The organism is Cryobacterium sp. GrIS_2_6 (genome assembly GCF_035984545.1).
Taxonomy (GTDB): Bacteria; Actinomycetota; Actinomycetes; order Actinomycetales; family Microbacteriaceae; genus Cryobacterium.
In genome coordinates, this window is sequence record NZ_JAXCHP010000001.1 from 2,728,601 (window position 1) to 2,746,803 (window position 18,203).

The window sequence follows — 18,203 nt, forward strand, 5'->3', positions numbered from 1 at the left end:
GATCTGTGAATGAGATGATGCACGAGTGGATGTGCGACAGTTCGAATTCTTCAGCGCGGTGGCGAGCGAACTGAGCTTCACGCGCGCCGCCGACCGGCTCACGATCGCGCAGTCCGCGGTGTCCGCGGGTGTGCGCGCGCTCGAGAACGAGCTCGGCGTCGAGCTCTTCGACCGGAGCCGCAGGCAGATCCGGCTCACCTCGACGGGCGAGCTGTTGCTGCCCAAGGTGCGCGAGGCGCTCGACGCAGTGAACGGGGTGCGCGACGCCGCCGAGGAGACCACCCACGCGATCACCGGGTCGATCGTGATCGGCCTGATGACCTCGGTCACCCTCGTCAACGTGCCGCGCCTGCTCGGGCTGTTCCGCACCGGCCACCCGGGGGTCGGGGTGCGGCTGCGCGCGGCCAGGCGAGGTTCGGCCGGGCTCCTAGACGAGCTCGCGACGGGCGAACTTGACCTCGCGTTCCTCGCGCTCAGCGGACCCGTGCCCACCCAGCTCGTGGCCGCGCCGATCTCCTCCTCGCCGATGGTGCTCGTGGTCCCGGCCGATCACCGCCTCGCCACGGCCGGGCACGTCGGGCTCGACCATCTCGACGACCTCGCCCCCGAGGAGTACATCGACCTGCCGCCCGGCTACGCGAGCAGGCAGATCGTGGACGAGACCTTCGCCGCGGCCGGCCTCGAACGCCGGGTGATGATCGAGGTCTCCGACATCGGCACCGCCGCCGAATACGTGACCAACGGGCTCGGCGTCGCCCTGCTTCCCGAATTCGCCGCCCGCGACGCCCGCAACGTGCGGCGCCTCCCCGTCGCGGGCATGCCCGACTTCACCGTCTACCTCGCGGCGTCGCGCACCCGCCGGCTGTCGGCGGCGGTGCGGGCCTTCATCGACCTGGCCCTCGCCGACGACGAGACCGGCGCGATCCGGTGACCCGCCCCAACCAATTCGACGGAGTTTTTGATGAAAAAGCACGTAGGAACGAGATTGAAGCGCTTTCCGGGCAAAATCTCCGTCGAATTGGTTCGGGCTCGGCCAGCGGATGCCGCGGTCAGGTGACGCGGTGATGCCCCGGCTCGTCGTGGTCCTGCCGCTCACGCCGCTGACGGTCGGCGATACCTTCCTGGTGCGCGACTGGCCCCTGCACGTGACGGTGCTGGCGCCGTTCCTGACGGATGCCGCGCCCAGCGTGATCGAGGAGGCTCTCGCGGCCGCGGCATCCGCCCTGCCCGCGCTGAGCGTGGTCGCCGGCGGCGCCGAACGCTTCGGACGGCGCCACGACATTCCCGTGACCGTGCTCGAGCCGCACCCCGAGCTGACCGCCCTGCACGACCTCGTGGTCGCCGCCGTGCTCCCGTTCGCAGCCGCCCCGGATGAGGCGGCTTTCACCGGTACCGAATTCCGGGCGCACGTCACCGACAAGCACCACGCGCGGGTGCATACCGGCGAGACCCTCGATCTCGGCCAGCTCGCGCTCGTCGATATGGCGCCCCGGGCCGACCCGGCCGGCCGCGCCGTTCTTGCGACGATCCCGCTGCGCCCGCGCCCCGGCCCGGCCGGCGCCTAGCTTCGACGGCCGGCACGCGTCGGCGGCCGCAACCCAGCGCAGGCGCGCCAGTTGCGCCGCTTCGCGCCCGGCACGCCTGGCGCGAAGCGGCGCATGTGGCGCGCGAAGAGAAAGGTGCGTCAGGCGGCGAGCTGATGCACCGCGAAGAACCTGAGGACGGCATCCGTCGCCCACGCGCTCTCGAGGAAGTAGCCGTGCCGCAGACCGGGCAGCTCACCGAATGCGGCATTCGGAATATGTTCGGCGAGGCGTTCGCCGTTCCCCGCTGGTGTGACCTCGTCGGCGTCGCCGTGCAGCACGAGCGTCGGCGCGGTGATCCCGGGGAGGTGGTCCCAGGCGTCGTGCGCGGTGCTCGCGCCGAACAGGAGGCGCCGGGTGTGGACGGAGGTCGGTCGCACGAACATGGCGGCGACGAGGTCCGGGTGGGACGTGATGAAGGCATCCGTGAAGAACAGCGGACCCATGGAGAGCGCGTCGCCGCGGGCCATGCGCTGGGCGACGTCAGCCGTGCGGGTCAGGCCACGGTCATCGCCGCCGCTCGTCGCGCCGAGCACGAGGGCACCCAGGCGATCAGGGTGGTTGATCGCGAACCACTGCGCGACCCGGCCGCCCATCGAATGCCCGTACACGTGCGCCCTGTCGATCCCTGCGGCGTCCAGCACGGCGACGATGTCCTCGGCGAGCGCCGCCGTCGTGAAGCGCGCGTCGGCGCCGGGCTCGCTGTCGCCGACCCCGCGGGTGTCGAATGTGATCACCCGGTGCCGGGTACCGAGCGTCGGCAGCAGCGGAGACCAGGATCGGCTCGAGACGCCCTGCCCCGCGACCAGGACGACGGGGTCTCCTGTCGCGTTGCCGCCGGTCGACGACCAGGCGATGCGGGCGCCGTCGGGCGCGAGGGCGTACTCCATGGATGCCTTCCGAGCGGGGCCTGAGACTCCCCCATCGTAACGAGCGCGCCAGGGAGGGCGCCGCCGGGCTCAGCCGATGAAGGTGCTCGCCGTCACCTCGAATTCCTCGACGTCGACGATCGTCAGGTGCTGTTCGGTGCTCGAGTCGGCGCGAATGGACTCCGCGGGCTCCCTGCTCCCCGCGAGGGAGTCCTCCGAGTCCCAGAGCGTGATGGCCAGGGCCGTGTCATTCTCCGTGCCTTTCAGGAAGTACAAACCGCGGCAGCCGGGGTTCGCCAGCACCCGCAGCATGGTCGCATTCTCATTCGCGTGGGGGTCGGTGTCTGGGCCGGTCCTGAAGGTGCTGATTCGGGCATACATCCTCAGCCCTCCACCATCATCACGACTGTTTCCGGGCGGACGCCGTCGAACTGCATCGCCTCCGCCGCGGCTCCGGACGCCATCACCCGCTGGAAGACGTCCATGTCGGGTACGTCGGCGATCAGTCCGACCCTGTGGTCGTCGGTCGGGTCGATGAAGGCCTGGATACTGATGCCGAGCGGCCCGAACATCTCCTCCCGCCTGGGTGAGTTGAGCCAGTGCTCGACGTCATCGACCTCGTGGAATATCAACACCGTTGTCATGATTGCCTCTCTCGGTTCCGACGCTGGGACAGGAGGGTGAGCGGTGCGTTCGCGCGAACCGGTCATCGCGCAGACCGTACCGCCGCTTACCTCCGAGCGATAGGGACGGTCGACGAAGCGCCGCGCCGCAGTACGCCGTCGCCGGGCCGCGCAGAATGAAGACCGCACTGGTCAGGTGTTCCAGCCCTTAGGATCTGCACACGGGGGTATGAGATGCGCGGAATCGCGGCAACATGCGGGTTGATATCGGTGCTGGTGGTTCTCACGAGCTGCTCGAGCGGCGGGGCCATCGGCACGCCAGCCCCAACGCCGTCTGCATCCGCGGATTCACCGGCAACACAACCAGGCGTTCCGGGGACGCTCCCGACCGGGACCATCGGAACGGGCACGCTGACGTCCGACAACGGTACTACCGGCAATGTGAGGTTCGATTTCCACGGAACCGAGCTCACGCTCCACATCGATGACCTCGTCACTCCGGCAGCGGCCGTTGTCGACGCGGTGACCGCGACCCAGCCCATACCGGCGAACCAAACCTGCTACGACGGCGGCTCCCGCATGGACTTCGGGCAGTTCACGAGCGGAAGCGGCGCCTACGGCTGGGGTAACCTCGGCATCCTCAGCGGAGATCCCAGCGGAATCGACCAGGTCATCCTGGTCACTACCCCCGCTCAACTCGGCACGACGGACACGGACTGCCTTGAGGCCGTCGTCGCGCGCGCCGACATCCGTTGGACCTTCACGCCGCTCCGCGGCTACCTCGACCCCGTCGACTCCGGTGCGACGCCCGGCGCCGGGGGCGCAGTCGACGTCATCGACGGCAAGCCTGCGGGCTATACCGCCGCAACGAATGAATACCGCGCCGACGTGGCCGCCCGATTCGGCATCACAGTCGACGACCTCACCTATTTGAACGATGCCCAACTGATGGGCACGAACAAGGAAACCGCGCCGGCGGGAAGGCGACTCAACCTGCTCCTCGCCGACCGATAGAGCGAGCACAGGAACAGCACGAACAGAGCGGGCCGGGCGATGCGGGAAGGGAGCCGCCTGTCAGAATCGAACTGACGACCTTCTCATTACGAGTGAGATGCTCTACCAACTGAGCTAAGGCGGCGTGACGCCCGAATGCGTCCTTCCGGAAACGCGCGGTGACACAGCAACAAAGCTTAGCTGGTCCGGAGGGTCAATTCGTACAGCCCCGCGAACGACGCCCTCACCCGATCGGCGAGCGGCTCCGACTCGTCGCCCTCGGCCCAGCAGCGCCAGGCGTGTCGCAGGGCTGCGACAGCGACGAGCGTGAGCAACAGGGCGCGCTGGTGCAGCGCGATCGGGTCGGCGGCGAGCACGGGATCGTCCGCCGCGAGGCGCCGGCTGATCACGTCGTCGAGGTGCCCCTCGAAGCTGCGGAGGGTGGCCATCCGCATTCCGAACAGGTAGGGGTTTTCCTTCATCACCTGTCGCCGCAGCTGGTGGATCTCCCGGTCGTCCTCGGAATTCTGCACGCTGGTCGAGAGTAGCACCGCGAGGTCGACGAGGATGTCGCCGGAGGGGCTCCTGCGTACGAAGTCCTCGATCTCCGCCTCGGAACCGAGGGTGAGATCGTCACCGGCGAGGGCGGCGTCCTTCGACGGGAAGTAGTTGAAGAACGTGCGGGGAGAGATATCGGCGATCCGGCTGATGTCCTCGACGGTGACCTTGTCGACCCCGCGCTCGGACGCGAGCGTGAGCACAGCGAGTTGGATGGCCCGGTGGGTCGCCAGACGTTTCCGTTCACGCAGGCCGGGTTCTTCCGCAACATCCACCATGGTCACATTCTTACACGGCGCGCAAATGTGCAGTCCTCGAGCCGTAACCGGATGCCGCACGGCCGCCCCCGCGCATCAGCACTTCGGGTCCGTCGCCGGCACCGTCCCCTGCAGCAGGTAGGAGTCCACCGCGTTGTTCACGCAGGCATTGGACTTGTTGTACGCGGTGTGCCCCTCGCCCGCGTACGTGACGAGCTGCGCACTGTCGAGCTGCCTGGCGAGGCTCTGCGCCCACACGTACGGTGTCGCCGGGTCGTTCGTCGTGCCGACGACGAGGATCGGCGCCGCTCCCGGCGCGTGGATCTCGGCGCGGGTTCCGGTGAACTTGTCCGGCCAGTTCGCGCACCCGGTGTCGCCGTAAGCCATGTACTTGCCGATGACCGGCGCTGCGGCCTCGATGGCCGCGGCGTCGGCGCGCATCACGGCCGGGTCGTCGTTGTAGCTGTAGTCGAGGCAGTTGATCGCCAGGAAGGCCTCGGTCGAATTGTCGAGGTATGTCCCGTCGGAGTTGCGGCCGTTGTAGGCGTCCGCGAACTGGAAGGCGATCTTGGTGTTGCCCTGCATCACGCTCGACAGCATCTCGCTCAGGTTCGGCCATGCCGACGCCTGGTACAGCGGGTAGATGATGGCGGTGAGCAGCGTGTTGGCGCCGAGCATCCGGCCGTCGCTCGCGGCGATCGGGCTCCGGTCCACCGAGTCGAGCAGCGCGGAGATGGTGGTCATCGCCTGGTCGACGGTGCCGTTGAACGGGCACTTCGATCCAGCGAGGCAATCGGCGAGGTAAGAGCGCAGCGCGCTCTCGAAGCCGACGGCCTGCACCCGGGTCACCTCGGCGTTGCTCGTGGACGGGTCGAGGGCTCCATCGAGGACGAGGCGGCCGACCTTGTCCGGGAACAGGTTGGCGTAGGTCGCGCCGAGGAAGGTGCCGTAGGAGTAGCCGAGGTAGTTGAGCTGCGTGTCGCCGAGCACGGCACGCAGCATGTCGAGGTCGTGGGCGGCGCTCACGGTGTCGACGTGGGCGAGCAGGGCGCCGGTGTTCGTGGCGCAGGCGGCTCCGAAGTCGGTCGAGGACTTTTCGACCTCCTGGATCCAGGCGTCCGTACCGCGGGCTGCCGTTGGGATGGCGTACAGGTACTGGTCCATCTCGGCAGCCCCGTAGCACTTCACCGCTGATGAGCGGCCGACGCCGCGCGGGTCGAACCCGACGATGTCGAATCCGGCCTGCAGCTTCGCATCCGTGGCGTAGTCGAGGGACCCCTTCACGAAGTCGTACCCGGAGCCGCCGGGACCACCGGGGTTGACCAGGAGCGATCCGACCCGGTTGCCGGTCGCGACGTGCCGCACGAGGGCGAGGTCGACGGTGTCGGTTCCGGCAGCGCTCCAGTCGAGCGGGGCCTTCGCGGTGGTGCACTGCAGGCTGTTGCCGCAGTCGGTCCAGGTGAGCACCTGGTTGTAGAACGGATCGAGTGCGCTGCTGACGCTCTCCCCGGTGGGGGACGACGTCGAGGCGGAGGGTTGCGGCAGGAACGCGGGCACGCATCCGCTGAGCCCCATCGTGACGACGACGGCGGCGGCCAGACTCGCAAAGCGGCGGGCGGCCGGGCGGCGCGTCCGTGTGCCATTCGATGCCGGGCCGTTTGACGCCGGGCCGTTCGACGCCGGGCGCTGGCGGATGCGTGTGGTCAACGGTTCCTCTTTACTGGTCTGGTCATGCAGGCGGTTCAGGCTCTCACGAGCGCCGCGCGTGGGCGGTGGCATCTTGGCGGTCATCGTCGTGGTCATCGCTTTAACGTCGGATGGCGGAAACCAGCATTGCCTCGAGGGCCAGGGCCGGTGCCACATTGGATTCAATTCTCTGCCGCGCGATCGCGATGGCGTCCAGTGTCGCGAGCGTCGTGACGGTCGCGCACGCCGCCGCTGCGGCGCGCACTCCGACGAGGAGCTCGCGGTTGATCACTTCATTCTCGCGGCCGAACTGTACCATGATCACATCCCGGTACAGCGAGGTCAGATCCACCAGGATCCGGTCGATCCCGTCGCGCAGGCTCCGGGTGGCCCGCCGTTTCTGGTCGTCTTCCAGCGCCTTGATCTGGCCGCGGAGCGCGGGCGGCACCGACTTGCCCGGCTCGACGCCGAGGGAGCGAAGCACGCCCTCGCGTTCGGCGGCGTCCCTCTCGAGGGTGATCGCCTTCGCGTCGTCTCCCGCGATCGCGAGAAGTCGCGCCGCGGCGTTCACCGCGTACGACACCCCACGGATGCCGAGCGCGGCCTTCAGGGTTTCCTCACGCCGTTCGCGGGCCTCGGGGTTCGTGGCCAGCCGCCGCGCCATTCCGATGTGGCTCTGAGCCTCGCGGGCGCAGCGCTCGGCGATGACGGGGTCGACGCCCTCGCGCGCGACGAGGAGTGCGGCGACGTCGGCGACGCTCGGCACGCGCAACCGGACCGTGCGCACCCGGGACCGGATGGTCGGCAGCAGGTCGGCCTCGCTCGGGGCGCACAGGATCCACACGGTGCGTTCCGGCGGTTCTTCGAGGGCCTTGAGCAGCACGTTGGAGGTGCGCTCGACCATGCGGTCGGCGTCTTCGACGACGATGACCCGGTAGCGGCCGACCGAGGGCGAATACTGGGAGCGTTTGACGGCCTCTTTGACGGATTCCATCTTGATGATGACGCCCTCGGTGGCGAGCACGACGAGGTCGGGGTGGGTGCGGGCCTCCACGAGCCGTTCGGCGGTCGCGTCTTCGGCGGGCGTTCCCGGGCTGAGGAGGGCGGCGGCGAAGGCGAAAGCCAGGTTGGACCGGCCCGAACCGGGCGGGCCCGTGATGAGCCAGGCGTGCGTCATGGACGCGGAGGTGCTTGATGCCGAGATGCCGGTGCTGCCGGCGGTGCCGGCGGGGGCGTCAGCCGCGCTCTGCTGCGGCGCGGCGGCGGCGCGGAAGACCGCGATCGCATCCGCCTGGCCGGTCAGGTTGTCCCACACGCTCATTCCCTCAGGGTACCGGTCGCCGCTGACATCCCGCCCCGAGCGCTTCCCTGGCCGGTCAGAGCAGGGGGGCGACGCGGGAGCGGATGGCCGCCGCGATCTCGTCGACCGGGCTCGCGGCATCCACGACCAGGAAGCGGTCGGGCTCGGCTCGGGCGAGGTCGAGGAATGCCGCACGCACCCGCCGGTGGAAGTCGCCCTTCTCGGCCTCGAGGCGGTCGAAACGCTTGTTGGCGGCGTCGAGTCGGCCGCGCGCGACTGTCTCATCGAGGTCGAGCAGGATGGTGACCTCGGGCAGCAGGCCTTCCGCAGCCCAGAGCGACAGCTCGCGGATCTCGGCGGCGCCGAGCACCCGTCCGGCGCCCTGGTAAGCGACGGATGAGTCGAGGTAGCGGTCCTGGACCACCACTTCCCCGCGGGCGAGCGCCGGACGCACGGCAGTGGCGATGTGCTGGGCGCGATCGGCCGCGTAGAGCAGGGCCTCGGTGCGCGGGGATACTTCGCCGGTGTGGTGCAGCACGATCTCGCGGATTTCGACGCCGACGACGGTTCCGCCGGGCTCCCGGGTGCGCAGCACCGTGCGGCCCTGCTCGCCGAGCCACTCGGCGAGCAGCCGGGCCTGGGTGGACTTGCCCGAGCCGTCGCCGCCCTCGAGCGTGATGAAGAGCCCGGTCGGGGCGGCCTCGGTGGAGGCCGCCCCGGTCACGTCTGGTGCGGTCACGACTGGGTGGTCGAACCCGCGGGAGTCTTCGTCGCTGCAGTCCTGGTGGTCGCGGTCTTGGTGGAGGTCCCGGTCTTGCTGACGGCCGGCTTGCGGACAGCGGTCTTGGTGACTGCGGTCTTCGTGGCCGTGGTCTTCGTGGCCGTGGCCTTCTTCACGGTGGCCTTCTTCACGGTGGCCTTCTTCACGGCGGGCTTCTTCACGGCGGGCTTCTTGACGGCCGCCGCCTTCACTGCGGGCTTCTTGGCGACCGGTTTCTTGGCCGGGGCCTTCTTCGCGGGCGCCTTCTTGACGGCCGGTCCCTTGGCGCGCTTGTCGGCGAGGAGCTGCACGGCCCGGTCGAAATCGATCTCTTCGACCGTCTCGGCCTTCGGGATCGTCGCATTCGTGACCCCGTCGGTGACGTAGGCGCCGAATCGGCCGTCCTTGATCTTGATCGCCTTGCCGCTGTCCGGGTCGGGCGTCTCGAATTCCTTCAGGGCGCTCGACGCACGCCGCGCACCGTACTTGGGCTGGCTGTAGAGCTCGACCGCTCCGGGCAGGTCGATCTCGAAGATCTGATCCTCGCTGGTGAGCGAGCGGGTGTCGACGCCCTTCTTCAGGTACGGGCCGAACTTTCCGTTCTGTGCGGTGATCTCGGTCTGCGTTTCGGGGTCGAGGCCGACGACGCGCGGGAGGGCGAGCAGCCGGAGCGCGGTCTCGAGATCGATCGTCGCGAGGTCCATCGATTTGAACAGCGAGGCGGTGCGCGGCTTGTCGGCGGGGGCGATCTTCTTCGCGGCCGGCTTGCGCTTGGGCTTCGCTGCGGGAGCGCCGGCGTCCACCAGCTGGGTCACTTCACCGGTGAGCGGGTCGATGGTCTCACCGGCGGACTCGGTCTGGGTTTCGACGAGCTCGACGACGGCGGGTTCGACGACGGCGGGTGCCGGGTCGAGCTCGGTGACGTACGGGCCGAAACGACCGTCCTTGGCGACGATGTTCTTGCCGGTCTCCGGGTTGACCCCGATGACGCGGTCGATGACGACGGGCGCGTCGATGAGCTGACGTGCTTTCGCGGGGGTCAGTTCGTCGGGTGCGAGGTCCGGCGGGATGTTCACCCGGCGCGGCGGGGCATCCGCTGCGGCAGCGGGATCGATGACCTCGAGGTAGGGGCCGTACTTGCCGATGCGGAGGGTGATGTCGTCACCGATCGGCATCGAGTTGATCGACCGGGCGTCGATCTCGCCCAGGTTGTCGACCACCTGGCGGAGACCGCGGTGCTTCTCCGAGCCGAAGTAGAAGCTGTTGAGCCAATCGACGCGGTCGGCCTTGCCGTCGGCGATGCGGTCGAGGTCGTCTTCCATCTCGGCGGTGAAGTCGTATTCGACGAGATCGGTGAAGTATTCCTCGAGCAGGCGCACCACGGAGAAGGCGATCCAGTTCGGCACGAGCGACTGGCCGCGCGGGGTGACGTAGCCGCGGTCGGTGATCGTGGAGATGATCGAGGCATACGTCGACGGGCGGCCGATGCCGAGCTCTTCGAGCTTCTTGACGAGGCTCGCCTCCGTGTATCGGGCGGCCGGGGTGGTCTCGTGACCCTTGGCCTCAACCTCGAGCAGGGACAGTGACTGGCCCTCTTCGAGCGGCGGCAGCTTGGACTCGGTCGGGTCGGTGGGCGCGTTGCGCTCTTCGTCGCGGGATTCCTCGTAGGCGAGCATGAAGCCGCGGAAGGTGATCACCGTGCCGCTCGCGGAGAACTCGGCGAGCACTCCGGACGCCGCGGGGTGCGGCGAGACGCCGGTCGGGCCTGCGGCGATGGTGACGGACGCGGTCGAACCGGTCGCGTCGGCCATCTGCGAGGCGACGGTGCGCTTCCAGATCAGGTCGTAGAGGCGGAAGTCGTTGCCGCGGATGGTGTTCGCGAGCGAGGAGGGCGTGCGGAAGGTGTCGCCGGAGGGACGGATGGCCTCGTGGGCCTCCTGCGCGTTCTTGCTCTTGCCCTTGTAGAGGCGCGGCTGGGCCGGAACCGTCTCGGGGCCGTAGAGAGAGGATGCCTGGTTGCGGGCCGCGGTGATCGCCTGCTGCGAGAGCGACGGCGAGTCGGTACGCATATAGGTTATGTAACCGTTTTCGTAGAGCGACTGGGCGACGCTCATGGTCTGCCGGGCGGTGAAGCGCAGCTTGCGGGCGGCTTCCTGCTGCAGGGTCGACGTCGTGAACGGGGCAGCCGGGCTGCGACGGTACGGCTTGGAGGCGACCTTGGTCACGGTGATCGCGACGCTCGGTTCCTTGAGCGCGTCGGCGAGGGCAAGGGCGGATGCCTCATCGAGCGTCGTCGCCGTGACCTTGGGCTTGAGGCGACCGAGATCGTCGAAGTCGCCGCCGGAGGCGATGCGTTCGCCGTTGAGGCGCACGAGCTTGGCCTGGAAAGCGGTATCCTCGCGCGCCGTGCCGGAGGCGAGCTGGGCCGAGAGGTCCCAATAGCCGGCGGAGACGAACGCGAGGCGTTCGCGTTCACGGTCGACGACGAGCCGGGTCGCGGCGGACTGGACGCGACCGGCGGAGAGGCCGGGACCGACCTTGCGCCAGAGCACGGGGGAAATCTCGTAGCCGTAGATGCGGTCGAGGATGCGCCGGGTCTCCTGCGCGTCGACGAGGGCGGTGTCGAGGTCGCGGGTATTGTCCTTGGCCTTCAGGATCGCTTCCTTGGTGATCTCGTGGAACACCATGCGCTTGACCGGGACCTTGGGCTGGAGGACCTGCAGGAGGTGCCAGGCGATGGCCTCGCCTTCGCGGTCCTCATCAGTTGCGAGCAGGAGTTCATCGGCCGTCTTCATCGCCCGCTTGAGTTCGGCGACGGTCTTCTTCTTCGCGTCGGAGACGACGTAATACGGCTCGAAGCCGTTGTCGACGTCGACGGAGAACTTGCCGAGGGGCCCCTTCTTCAGTTCAGGGGGCAGGTTTTTTGGCTCGATCAGGTCCCGAATGTGGCCGACCGAGGACAGGACCTCGTAGCCGTCGCCGAGATACGCGGCGATCGACTTCATTTTTGTCGGCGATTCGACAATGACCAGCTTCTTAGTGCCTGGCACCAGACTCCTCTTTATAGGTATCGACCCGTTGAAGGGCCAAGGCACACCATACACACAGAAAGATGGTGCCCACCTAATCGGCCACACGTCACACAGGGCTTTGGGGCTTGCCAGCCTCGCCTGGGTGAGGACAATGGAGGCATGGGTACAGCAGCTACGGGCAGGTACACCGCGAAGCTTACGGACGGCCCCCTCGAAGGCAAGACGATCGCCACCGAGTTCCTCGAGACGGGCGATATCCGGCCTCGTCTGGAGATTCCCGCGGAGTCCGGTGGCAAGCGCTACCTCTATACCCGCGGCGCCGGCTTGGAGTTCGACTCCACGGAGTTTCCCGAGAGGCCGACGGCCGTCGACTACCGCTACCTCGAGGCCATTTTCGACTGAGCCGGCCGCTCCGCCCCGGTCGGTCCCGGGCGAAGCTCCGCCTCCCGGCGCACCCGTCGAACCCGGTGGACCGGCCCTGGCGCGTGCTCTCAGGTTCCAGCCGAGAAATTCACGTGTGACCGTGACGCTCGCGATCGGGCCGACCGTTGTGCAGAGCGCCACGGATGCCCCGTCGAGGGCCGCGATCTCGGCCGCGGCCTGGCAGGGCACCCCGGCCACGAGTCCCGACAGCGTGTCCGCTGCGGCGAGCGCCGCGGCATCCGCCGCCGCCCGCACGGACTGGCCGACGATGAGCACCGCGACGAACGGGAGCAGGAGCGCGGTCAGCAGCACGACCGCCCCGAGGATGCCCACTGCGAGCACCGACCCGGAGCCGCGATCGCCCGCGGCCGGGGGTGGTTCCGCGACGCCGGCCATGCGGACGGGCGCCCGCCCGTGGTGTCGGCTGGTGCCGGTGCCGGTGCCGGTGCCGGGAGTGTCGGCGCCCGACGGGCGGGTGTGCGTCACGCGGCGCCTCCGAGCGCGCAGGAGCCCGCCGTCACGGTGATCCCGAGCGCGGCGGGAGCGCTCAGCCGGGCGCACACCGCGTCACCGCGCTGGTCCACCGAGACGGCCGCGTCGCCGACGAGTTGCCGGGCCAGACTGGTCGCGTGGTCCAGCCCGTCGCCCCTGGCGAGGGACCGGGCGGCCTGGGCCGCGGCATCCGCCAGCCGGACCTGCTGACCGCCGACCTGCACCCCGCCGAGGCAGAGCAGCAGCACGAGGAGCACGGCCGGAATGACGGCGGCGAACTCGGCCGTGATGCTGCCGCCCTCGGCCGGGACGCTGCTCCCATGGCTGCGGGTCGCACCACAGGCCGCGGCACGGGATGCGTCCCTCCGGCTACCCCACCGTGAGGGCATGGCGCACCAGCTCGGTGAGGATGCCGCGCACTTCGTCTCCCCGAAGGATGAGGATGAGCAATCCCGCGAAGCCGACGGCCGCCATCGTGGCGATCACGTACTCGGCGGTCGCGGCGCCCGCATCCTCCCGCAGGCGCCTGATGGCCCGGTGGGGTCGTCGTTTCACCGTGTCTGTGGTGCTCGGCATCTGTTCTTCTCCTCTCGCGTCGATCGACGCGGTTGTCCGGCGGCACGATCGGTTCCAGATTCGCCCGCCAAACACCGAATCCCGCGGTCGATCCGGATTCGGTGGACAACGCCGCCCAACGCGGCCCCGTTGAGGACGCCCGCCCCGTTGGATCGCGAGAGTGCCGGGAGGAGGCGATTTTTGTTCCGCGACGACCAATTTCAGAAAGGGGTTACCTTTGGCGAATGATGAGCGTAGTGTCTTCCCAACGGCACCCACAAGGGTCCGGGGAACGAGGCGCTGATGGCAGACAAATCCCCTAAGAAGAGCACCGGCAAGACTGCCGCAGCGAAGACTCTGAAGGAAAAACGCGCCGACAAGAAAGCTCGTCCGGAGCGCAAGGACTAGAGCAGCTGGACAATTTCACCGTGACTTCGAAAGAGCCGGGCCCTCTGGTCCGGCTCTTTTTTCGTGCCCGGGTCTTTTCCGCGCCCGGCTGCCCCGGCTAGAACTCCGAGAGCGTCGTCGACAGAACCGTCACGAGGAGTGGAACCACGCCGAGCAGCATGAAGGCGGGCAGGACACACACCCCGAGGGGAACCAGAAGGGCGATCCCGAGGGTGACCGCCCGCCGCTGGCCCGCAGTCCGGGCGTCGCGGCGCAGCTGCTCGGCCTCACTGCGCAGGAGCTCGGCGGCGGGCACGCCGGCGCGCACGGCCAGGTCCAGCACCCGGTCCCCGGCGGTGCGCCGGTCACCGTCGACAGGGAGATAGCGGTCGAGCGCCTCGGTCACCAGGGCCTGGGCGCGGTCGACCGAACCGCCGCCGCTCATCGCGATCGCGGTCAGGTCCAGGTCGAGGCCCGGCGTCGGGGTTCGGGCCCGTGCCCGCCGGAGCAGCCGACGATTCCACCGGCTCCCCGCGAGCATGAGTCCGGTACCGCTGCCGAGGCACAGCCAGCCCGGTACGGTCAGGAACAGCGTCGCGACGGTGTTGAACCCGAGCAGCACACCGAAGAGGATCCCGACGAGCGGCAGGACGGCGACCAGCCGGGCGGTCGCGGCCGGGCCGGCCAGCGCCGTCTCGAGGTCCGCGTGCAGCCGACCGAGGTCGCGCAGGCTGGCCGCGAGCTGACGCAGGCATGCGGCGAGCGGCGCCCCGGACCGGGTCGCCACCTCCCACGCGGCGGCGACCGCCAACCAGGCATCGCCCGACTGCCCGCCAACGGCCCGCGCCTCCCCCGCAATGGCCTCCGCAACGCTGTCCCCGCGGCTCGCGGCGAGACCGGCGGCGCGCACGACACGGATGCCGACGGCCGGCGAATCGCCACCCGCCCGGTTCACCCGCGGTCGCCTCCGATCCGCACCCTTCGGGACGGCACGAGAGGCGGCCGGGCCGGCGCCCTCGTCCAGGTATCCCCATGCGTTCACGGGCGACACCCCCGCCGAGAGGAGCACGGCCAGCCGCTGCACGATCCGGGCCGCGTCCTCGATGTCGGCGTCCCCGCGGGCTTGCTGCACCGGTCCTCGGCCTATCACGGGGCGCCCCCGACCGGCACGGCCACCAGCAGCCCGCGGGCGTCGAGCTCGAACCGGCCGAGCTGCGCGAGCCTGCGCTCACCGCGGCGGCGCTCGAGGTGCAGCACGAGGCCGATCGCGCTGACCGCCTGCCGGGCGACGGCCGCCTGGCTCATCCCGGCGAGCGCCCCGAGGGCCTCAAGCCGGGCGGGCACGTCGCCCAGGGAGTTCGCGTGCAGGGTGCCCGCACCACCGTCATGACCGGTGTTGAGAGCGGCGAGCAGTTCGCGGAGTTCGCCGCCGCGGCATTCGCCGAGCACCAGCCGGTCCGGGCGCATCCGCAGGGCCTCGCGGAGCAACGCGTCCAGGCCGACCCGCCCGGCGCCCTCGAGGTTCGGCTGCCGCGATTCGAGCGCCACGACGTGGGGGTATAGATAACTGAAGTTCGGCGACGTCCTCGATGACGACGATGCGTTCCCCCGGCGGCGCTTCGCCGAGAAGTGCTGCCAGCAGGGTGGTCTTGCCGCTGCCGGCCGCCCCGGTCACGAGCAGGTTCTCCCGGCCGTGCACCGCGGCACGCAGCCGGTCGCTGAGCGCGAGGCCCGCCGCCCCGGAGCCGAACAGGCCCGCGGCGGCGAGCGCGTCCAGTCGCGGCCGGTCGGGCCGCGGCAGCCGGATCGAGAGCAGGGTACCCGTGCTCGACACCGGCGGCAGCACGGCGTGCACGCGGATGCCGTCGGCCAGCCGCACATCGACGCACGGGCTCGCCTCGTCGATGTGCCGGCCGCCGAGGGCGATCAGCCGCACGGCGAGCGCCCGCACCTCGGCCTCGGCGCACCGCCAGCCCGGCTCGCGCACCGGACCGAGGCCCGCATCGACCCAGAGGCCGGCCTCGCCGTTCACGAACAGGTCGGTCACTCCGGCGGATGCCGCGTACCGCGCGAGCAGGCCCAGTCCGGTCAGGTCCCGCCCGGGCACCGGCCCCGTCACCGACGCGCGCTCGCCCGGGTCGGCGACCTCGGGCATCCGCTCATGGCTGAGCGACGGGACGGCGACGAACGGTTGCACCATGACCCGAAAGTATCCGGCGATGAGCTCGTGGGCGGGGGCCACAACCCAGGCTGGGGACACTTCGCCCTGCACGACGATTGTGGAGGACGCGCCGGGGAACTGCCGGAAAACTTCCGGATAACGGCCCGGGAACTTCCAGGAAACGGCCGGAAAACCGCCTGGTCGTTAAAAAAAGGGGGGCGGCACCTATTGGGGGGAACAGGTGCCGCCTCGGCATCACGCTGATTGGGGGGAACCAAACGTGATGCAGGTCAAAACTTTCGTTCGGACGTGTCCAAGTGTATAAGGAAAATCAAGATGCGCAAGTCCCCCGTGTCCTCATAAATGAGGACACGGAGACGCGGCCCCCATTCAGGGGTGACCTCCGATGATCGTCAGGAGTTCTCCGGAGGGAGAGCCGCTCCGCAATTCCCCGCAACGTGAGTTCGCGGATCGTCAGGGTATGGTGCACGAGCGGCTTGTTACGCACCCGGCCGTCATCGCAAAGGAGCGACAAGCTATGAGCGTTCAGATCGACCACCTTCTCAACGAAACCCGCAGGTTCGCACCGACTGCCGAGTTCGCGGACCACGCCATCGGCACCGCGCAGCTCTACACGGATGCCGCGAACGATCGCCTCGAATTCTGGGCCGATCAGGCCCGGGACCTGCTGCACTGGCACAAGCCGTTCACCACCGTGCTCGACTGGACCAACCCGCCGTTCGCGAAATGGTTCGAGGACGGGCACCTCAATGTGGCCTGGAATTGCCTCGACCGGCACGTGCTCGCGGGCAATGGCGACCGGGTCGCGCTCTACTTCGAGGGCGAGCCAGGGGACTCCCGCGCGATCACCTACGCCGAGTTGACGGCCGAAGTGAAGCGCGCTGCGAATGTGCTGACAAAGCTCGGTGTGCGGGCCGGGGACCGGGTCGCGATCTACCTGCCGATGATTCCGGAGGCCGTGATCTCGATGCTCGCCGTCGCCCGGATCGGCGCCGTGCACTCGGTCATCTTCGGCGGCTTCAGCGCTGAGAGCCTGCGCTCACGGATCGATGACGCGAACGCCGTGCTCGTGATCACCGCGGACGGCGGCTACCGCAAGGGCCGGGTCACGCCCCTCAAGCCCGCGGTCGACATGGCGCTGACCGGTGTGCCGACGACCGTGCGCAACGTGCTCGTCGTCAAGCGCACCGGCAACGACGTGGAGTGGACCGACCGCGACCTGTGGTGGCACGACGAACTCGCGAGCGTCGACGCCGAGCACGAGGCCGAGGGTTTCCCCGCCGAGAATCCGCTGTTCATCCTCTACACCTCGGGCACAACCGGTAAGCCCAAGGGCATCCTGCACACGAGCGGCGGGTACCTCACCCAGGTCGCCTTCACCCACAAGAACGTCTTCGACCTGCACCCCGAAACGGATGTCTACTGGTGCACCGCGGACGTCGGCTGGATCACGGGTCACAGCTACGTGACCTACGGCCCGCTCGCCAACGGGGCGACGCAGGTCCTCTTCGAGGGGACCCCGGACACCCCGCATCCGGGCCGCTGGTGGGAGATCGTCGAGAAGTACAAGGTCAGCATCCTCTACACGGCGCCCACGGCCATCCGCACGTTCATGAAGCTCGGCCGCCAGATTCCCCAGGGCTTCGACCTGTCGAGCCTGCGGCTGCTCGGCTCGGTCGGCGAACCGATCAACCCCGAGGCGTGGATGTGGTACCGCGAGGTGATCGGCGGTAACGTCGCCCCGGTCGTGGACACCTGGTGGCAGACCGAGACCGGCGCGATCATGATTTCGGCGCTTCCCGGGGTCACCGTCGCGAAGCCGGGCGCCGCGCAGGTACCGATCCCCGGGGTGTCGATCGACGTGCTCGACGAGGCCGGCGTGCACGTCGGCCACGGTAACGGCGGGCTGCTCGTCGTCACCGAGCCCTGGCCGTCGATGCTCCGCGGCATCTGGGGCGACCCGGAGCGGTTCATCGAGACGTACTGGGAGAAGTTCGGTGAGGAGAACCCGCGCTACTTCGCCGGCGACGGCGCCCGCCTCGACGAGGACGGCGATATCTGGCTGCTCGGCCGGGTCGACGACGTGATGAACGTCTCCGGGCACCGGCTCTCCACCGCGGAGATCGAGTCTTCGCTCGTGTCGCACCCGATGACGGCCGAGGCGGCCGTGGTCGGCGCGCACGACGAGACGACCGGGCAGGCCGTCGTCGCTTTCGTGATCATCAAGTACAGCCACCTCGAGGAGTCCTCGCACGAGGACATCCAGGCGGTGCTGCGTGCGCACGTGACGCAGCAGATCGGCGCGATCGCCCGGCCCCGGCAGATCTTCATCGTGAACGAGCTGCCGAAGACCCGCTCGGGCAAGATCATCCGCCGCCTGCTGCAGGACGTCGCAGAGGGCCGCGAAATCGGCGACACGACGACCCTCGCCGATACCTCCGTGATGCAGGTGATCAAGAGCACCCTGCGGTAGCCGGGCCGGCCGGACGAGGGGCAGTGAGGG

The 18,203-nt window shown here is 69.2% G+C and carries 16 protein-coding genes, 1 tRNA gene and 2 pseudogenes; 5 read left to right on the forward strand and 14 right to left on the reverse strand.

The features are described from left to right. Positions 1-25: 25 nt before the first annotated feature. Positions 26-931 (forward strand): LysR family transcriptional regulator, encoded by a 906-nt coding sequence (locus RCH22_RS13410; RefSeq protein WP_327014380.1) that lies wholly within the window; start codon positions 26-28, stop codon positions 929-931. Between the two features lie 133 nt (positions 932-1,064). Next, positions 1,065-1,565, forward strand: coding sequence for a 2'-5' RNA ligase family protein (locus RCH22_RS13415; RefSeq protein WP_327015535.1), 501 nt, complete (start codon positions 1,065-1,067; stop codon positions 1,563-1,565). Positions 1,566-1,684: 119 nt separating this feature from the next. Here the strand turns inward: RCH22_RS13415 and RCH22_RS13420 are convergent, their stop codons facing one another. The 3 genes from RCH22_RS13420 to RCH22_RS13430 form a co-directional block, all read right to left on the reverse strand. Further along, on the reverse strand, positions 1,685-2,473 hold the full coding sequence (locus tag RCH22_RS13420) for an alpha/beta fold hydrolase (protein ID WP_327014381.1): 789 nt from the start codon (positions 2,471-2,473) through the stop codon (positions 1,685-1,687). A 69-nt stretch (positions 2,474-2,542) separates the two neighbouring features. Beyond that, positions 2,543-2,764 carry a hypothetical protein gene (locus tag RCH22_RS13425; RefSeq protein ID WP_327014382.1) on the reverse strand — a complete coding sequence of 74 codons (222 nt, stop codon included), beginning with the start codon at positions 2,762-2,764 and terminating at the stop codon, positions 2,543-2,545. Positions 2,765-2,835: 71 nt separating this feature from the next. Beyond that, positions 2,836-3,096, reverse strand: a complete 261-nt coding sequence (locus RCH22_RS13430) for a hypothetical protein (protein ID WP_327014383.1) — start codon at positions 3,094-3,096, stop codon at positions 2,836-2,838. 420 nt (positions 3,097-3,516) lie between these two features. Between RCH22_RS13430 and RCH22_RS13435 the strand changes: the two genes are divergently transcribed. Then, positions 3,517-4,089, forward strand: coding sequence for a hypothetical protein (locus RCH22_RS13435; protein WP_327014384.1), 573 nt, complete (start codon positions 3,517-3,519; stop codon positions 4,087-4,089). A 51-nt stretch (positions 4,090-4,140) separates the two neighbouring features. Here RCH22_RS13435 and RCH22_RS13440 read toward each other — a convergent pair. The 6 genes from RCH22_RS13440 to topA all read right to left on the reverse strand — a co-directional run bounded on the left by RCH22_RS13440 (position 4,141) and on the right by topA (position 11,679). Further along, positions 4,141-4,213: transfer RNA gene (locus tag RCH22_RS13440), tRNA-Thr, on the reverse strand. 52 nt (positions 4,214-4,265) lie between these two features. Beyond that, positions 4,266-4,904, reverse strand: a complete 639-nt coding sequence (locus tag RCH22_RS13445) for a TetR family transcriptional regulator (RefSeq protein ID WP_327014385.1) — start codon at positions 4,902-4,904, stop codon at positions 4,266-4,268. 75 nt (positions 4,905-4,979) lie between these two features. Beyond that, positions 4,980-6,590, reverse strand: a complete 1,611-nt coding sequence (locus RCH22_RS13450) for an alpha/beta hydrolase (protein WP_327014386.1) — start codon at positions 6,588-6,590, stop codon at positions 4,980-4,982. Between the two features lie 100 nt (positions 6,591-6,690). Next, the gene (locus RCH22_RS13455) at positions 6,691-7,890 is read right to left on the reverse strand and encodes a DNA polymerase III subunit delta' (protein WP_327014387.1); all 1,200 of its coding nucleotides are present in this window, start codon (positions 7,888-7,890) and stop codon (positions 6,691-6,693) included. 55 nt (positions 7,891-7,945) lie between these two features. Beyond that, complete coding sequence (gene tmk, locus RCH22_RS13460; RefSeq protein ID WP_327014388.1) at positions 7,946-8,608, reverse strand: dTMP kinase; 663 nt, start codon at positions 8,606-8,608, stop codon at positions 7,946-7,948. Continuing rightward, entirely contained in the window at positions 8,605-11,679 is a 3,075-nt protein-coding gene (gene topA / locus RCH22_RS13465) for a type I DNA topoisomerase (protein WP_327014389.1), read from the reverse strand. The genes tmk and topA overlap by 4 nt, the downstream gene beginning before the upstream one ends. A 141-nt stretch (positions 11,680-11,820) precedes the next feature. Between topA and RCH22_RS13470 the strand changes: the two genes are divergently transcribed. Continuing rightward, on the forward strand, positions 11,821-12,063 hold the full coding sequence (locus RCH22_RS13470) for a hypothetical protein (protein WP_327014390.1): 243 nt from the start codon (positions 11,821-11,823) through the stop codon (positions 12,061-12,063). 126 nt (positions 12,064-12,189) lie between these two features. On the opposite strand, the pseudogene RCH22_RS21210 reads toward RCH22_RS13470, so the two are convergent. The 5 genes and pseudogenes from RCH22_RS21210 to RCH22_RS13495 form a co-directional block, all read right to left on the reverse strand. Then, positions 12,190-12,480: pseudogene (locus RCH22_RS21210) on the reverse strand (Rv3654c family TadE-like protein); the annotation flags it as partial. Between the two features lie 86 nt (positions 12,481-12,566). Beyond that, positions 12,567-12,965: a TadE family type IV pilus minor pilin gene (locus RCH22_RS13480; protein ID WP_327014392.1), complete on the reverse strand. Its 399-nt coding sequence runs from the start codon at positions 12,963-12,965 to the stop codon at positions 12,567-12,569. Beyond that, positions 12,946-13,152 carry a DUF4244 domain-containing protein gene (locus RCH22_RS13485; protein ID WP_327014393.1) on the reverse strand — a complete coding sequence of 69 codons (207 nt, stop codon included), beginning with the start codon at positions 13,150-13,152 and terminating at the stop codon, positions 12,946-12,948. Before RCH22_RS13485 ends, RCH22_RS13480 begins: the two co-directional genes overlap by 20 nt. A gap of 484 nt (positions 13,153-13,636) precedes the next feature. After that, a complete protein-coding gene (locus RCH22_RS13490) occupies positions 13,637-14,650 on the reverse strand; it encodes a hypothetical protein (RefSeq protein ID WP_327014394.1) in 1,014 nt (337 codons plus the stop codon). A gap of 14 nt (positions 14,651-14,664) precedes the next feature. Beyond that, positions 14,665-15,610: pseudogene (locus RCH22_RS13495) on the reverse strand (TadA family conjugal transfer-associated ATPase). A gap of 607 nt (positions 15,611-16,217) precedes the next feature. Between RCH22_RS13495 and acs the strand changes: the two are divergent. Then, positions 16,218-18,173 carry an acetate--CoA ligase gene (gene acs / locus RCH22_RS13500; protein WP_327014395.1) on the forward strand — a complete coding sequence of 652 codons (1,956 nt, stop codon included), beginning with the start codon at positions 16,218-16,220 and terminating at the stop codon, positions 18,171-18,173. The last annotated feature ends 30 nt before the right edge of the window (positions 18,174-18,203 follow it).

What these genes read in the sequence shown, in the direction of transcription:
- RCH22_RS13415 (WP_327015535.1), top strand. Translation starts at nt 1,065, where the DNA reads ATGCCCCGGCTCGTCGTGGTCCTGCCGCTCACGCCGCTGACGGTCGGC.
- RCH22_RS13420 (WP_327014381.1), bottom strand. Translation starts at nt 2,473, where the DNA reads ATGGAGTACGCCCTCGCGCCCGACGGCGCCCGCATCGCCTGGTCGTCG.
- RCH22_RS13425 (WP_327014382.1), bottom strand. Translation starts at nt 2,764, where the DNA reads ATGCTGCGGGTGCTGGCGAACCCCGGCTGCCGCGGTTTGTACTTCCTG.
- RCH22_RS13430 (WP_327014383.1), bottom strand. Translation starts at nt 3,096, where the DNA reads ATGACAACGGTGTTGATATTCCACGAGGTCGATGACGTCGAGCACTGG.
- RCH22_RS13445 (WP_327014385.1), bottom strand. Translation starts at nt 4,904, where the DNA reads ATGGTGGATGTTGCGGAAGAACCCGGCCTGCGTGAACGGAAACGTCTG.
- RCH22_RS13455 (WP_327014387.1), bottom strand. Translation starts at nt 7,890, where the DNA reads ATGAGCGTGTGGGACAACCTGACCGGCCAGGCGGATGCGATCGCGGTC.
- RCH22_RS13470 (WP_327014390.1), top strand. Translation starts at nt 11,821, where the DNA reads ATGGGTACAGCAGCTACGGGCAGGTACACCGCGAAGCTTACGGACGGC.
- RCH22_RS13480 (WP_327014392.1), bottom strand. Translation starts at nt 12,965, where the DNA reads ATGCCCTCACGGTGGGGTAGCCGGAGGGACGCATCCCGTGCCGCGGCC.
- RCH22_RS13485 (WP_327014393.1), bottom strand. Translation starts at nt 13,152, where the DNA reads ATGCCGAGCACCACAGACACGGTGAAACGACGACCCCACCGGGCCATC.
- acs (WP_327014395.1), top strand. Translation starts at nt 16,218, where the DNA reads ATGAGCGTTCAGATCGACCACCTTCTCAACGAAACCCGCAGGTTCGCA.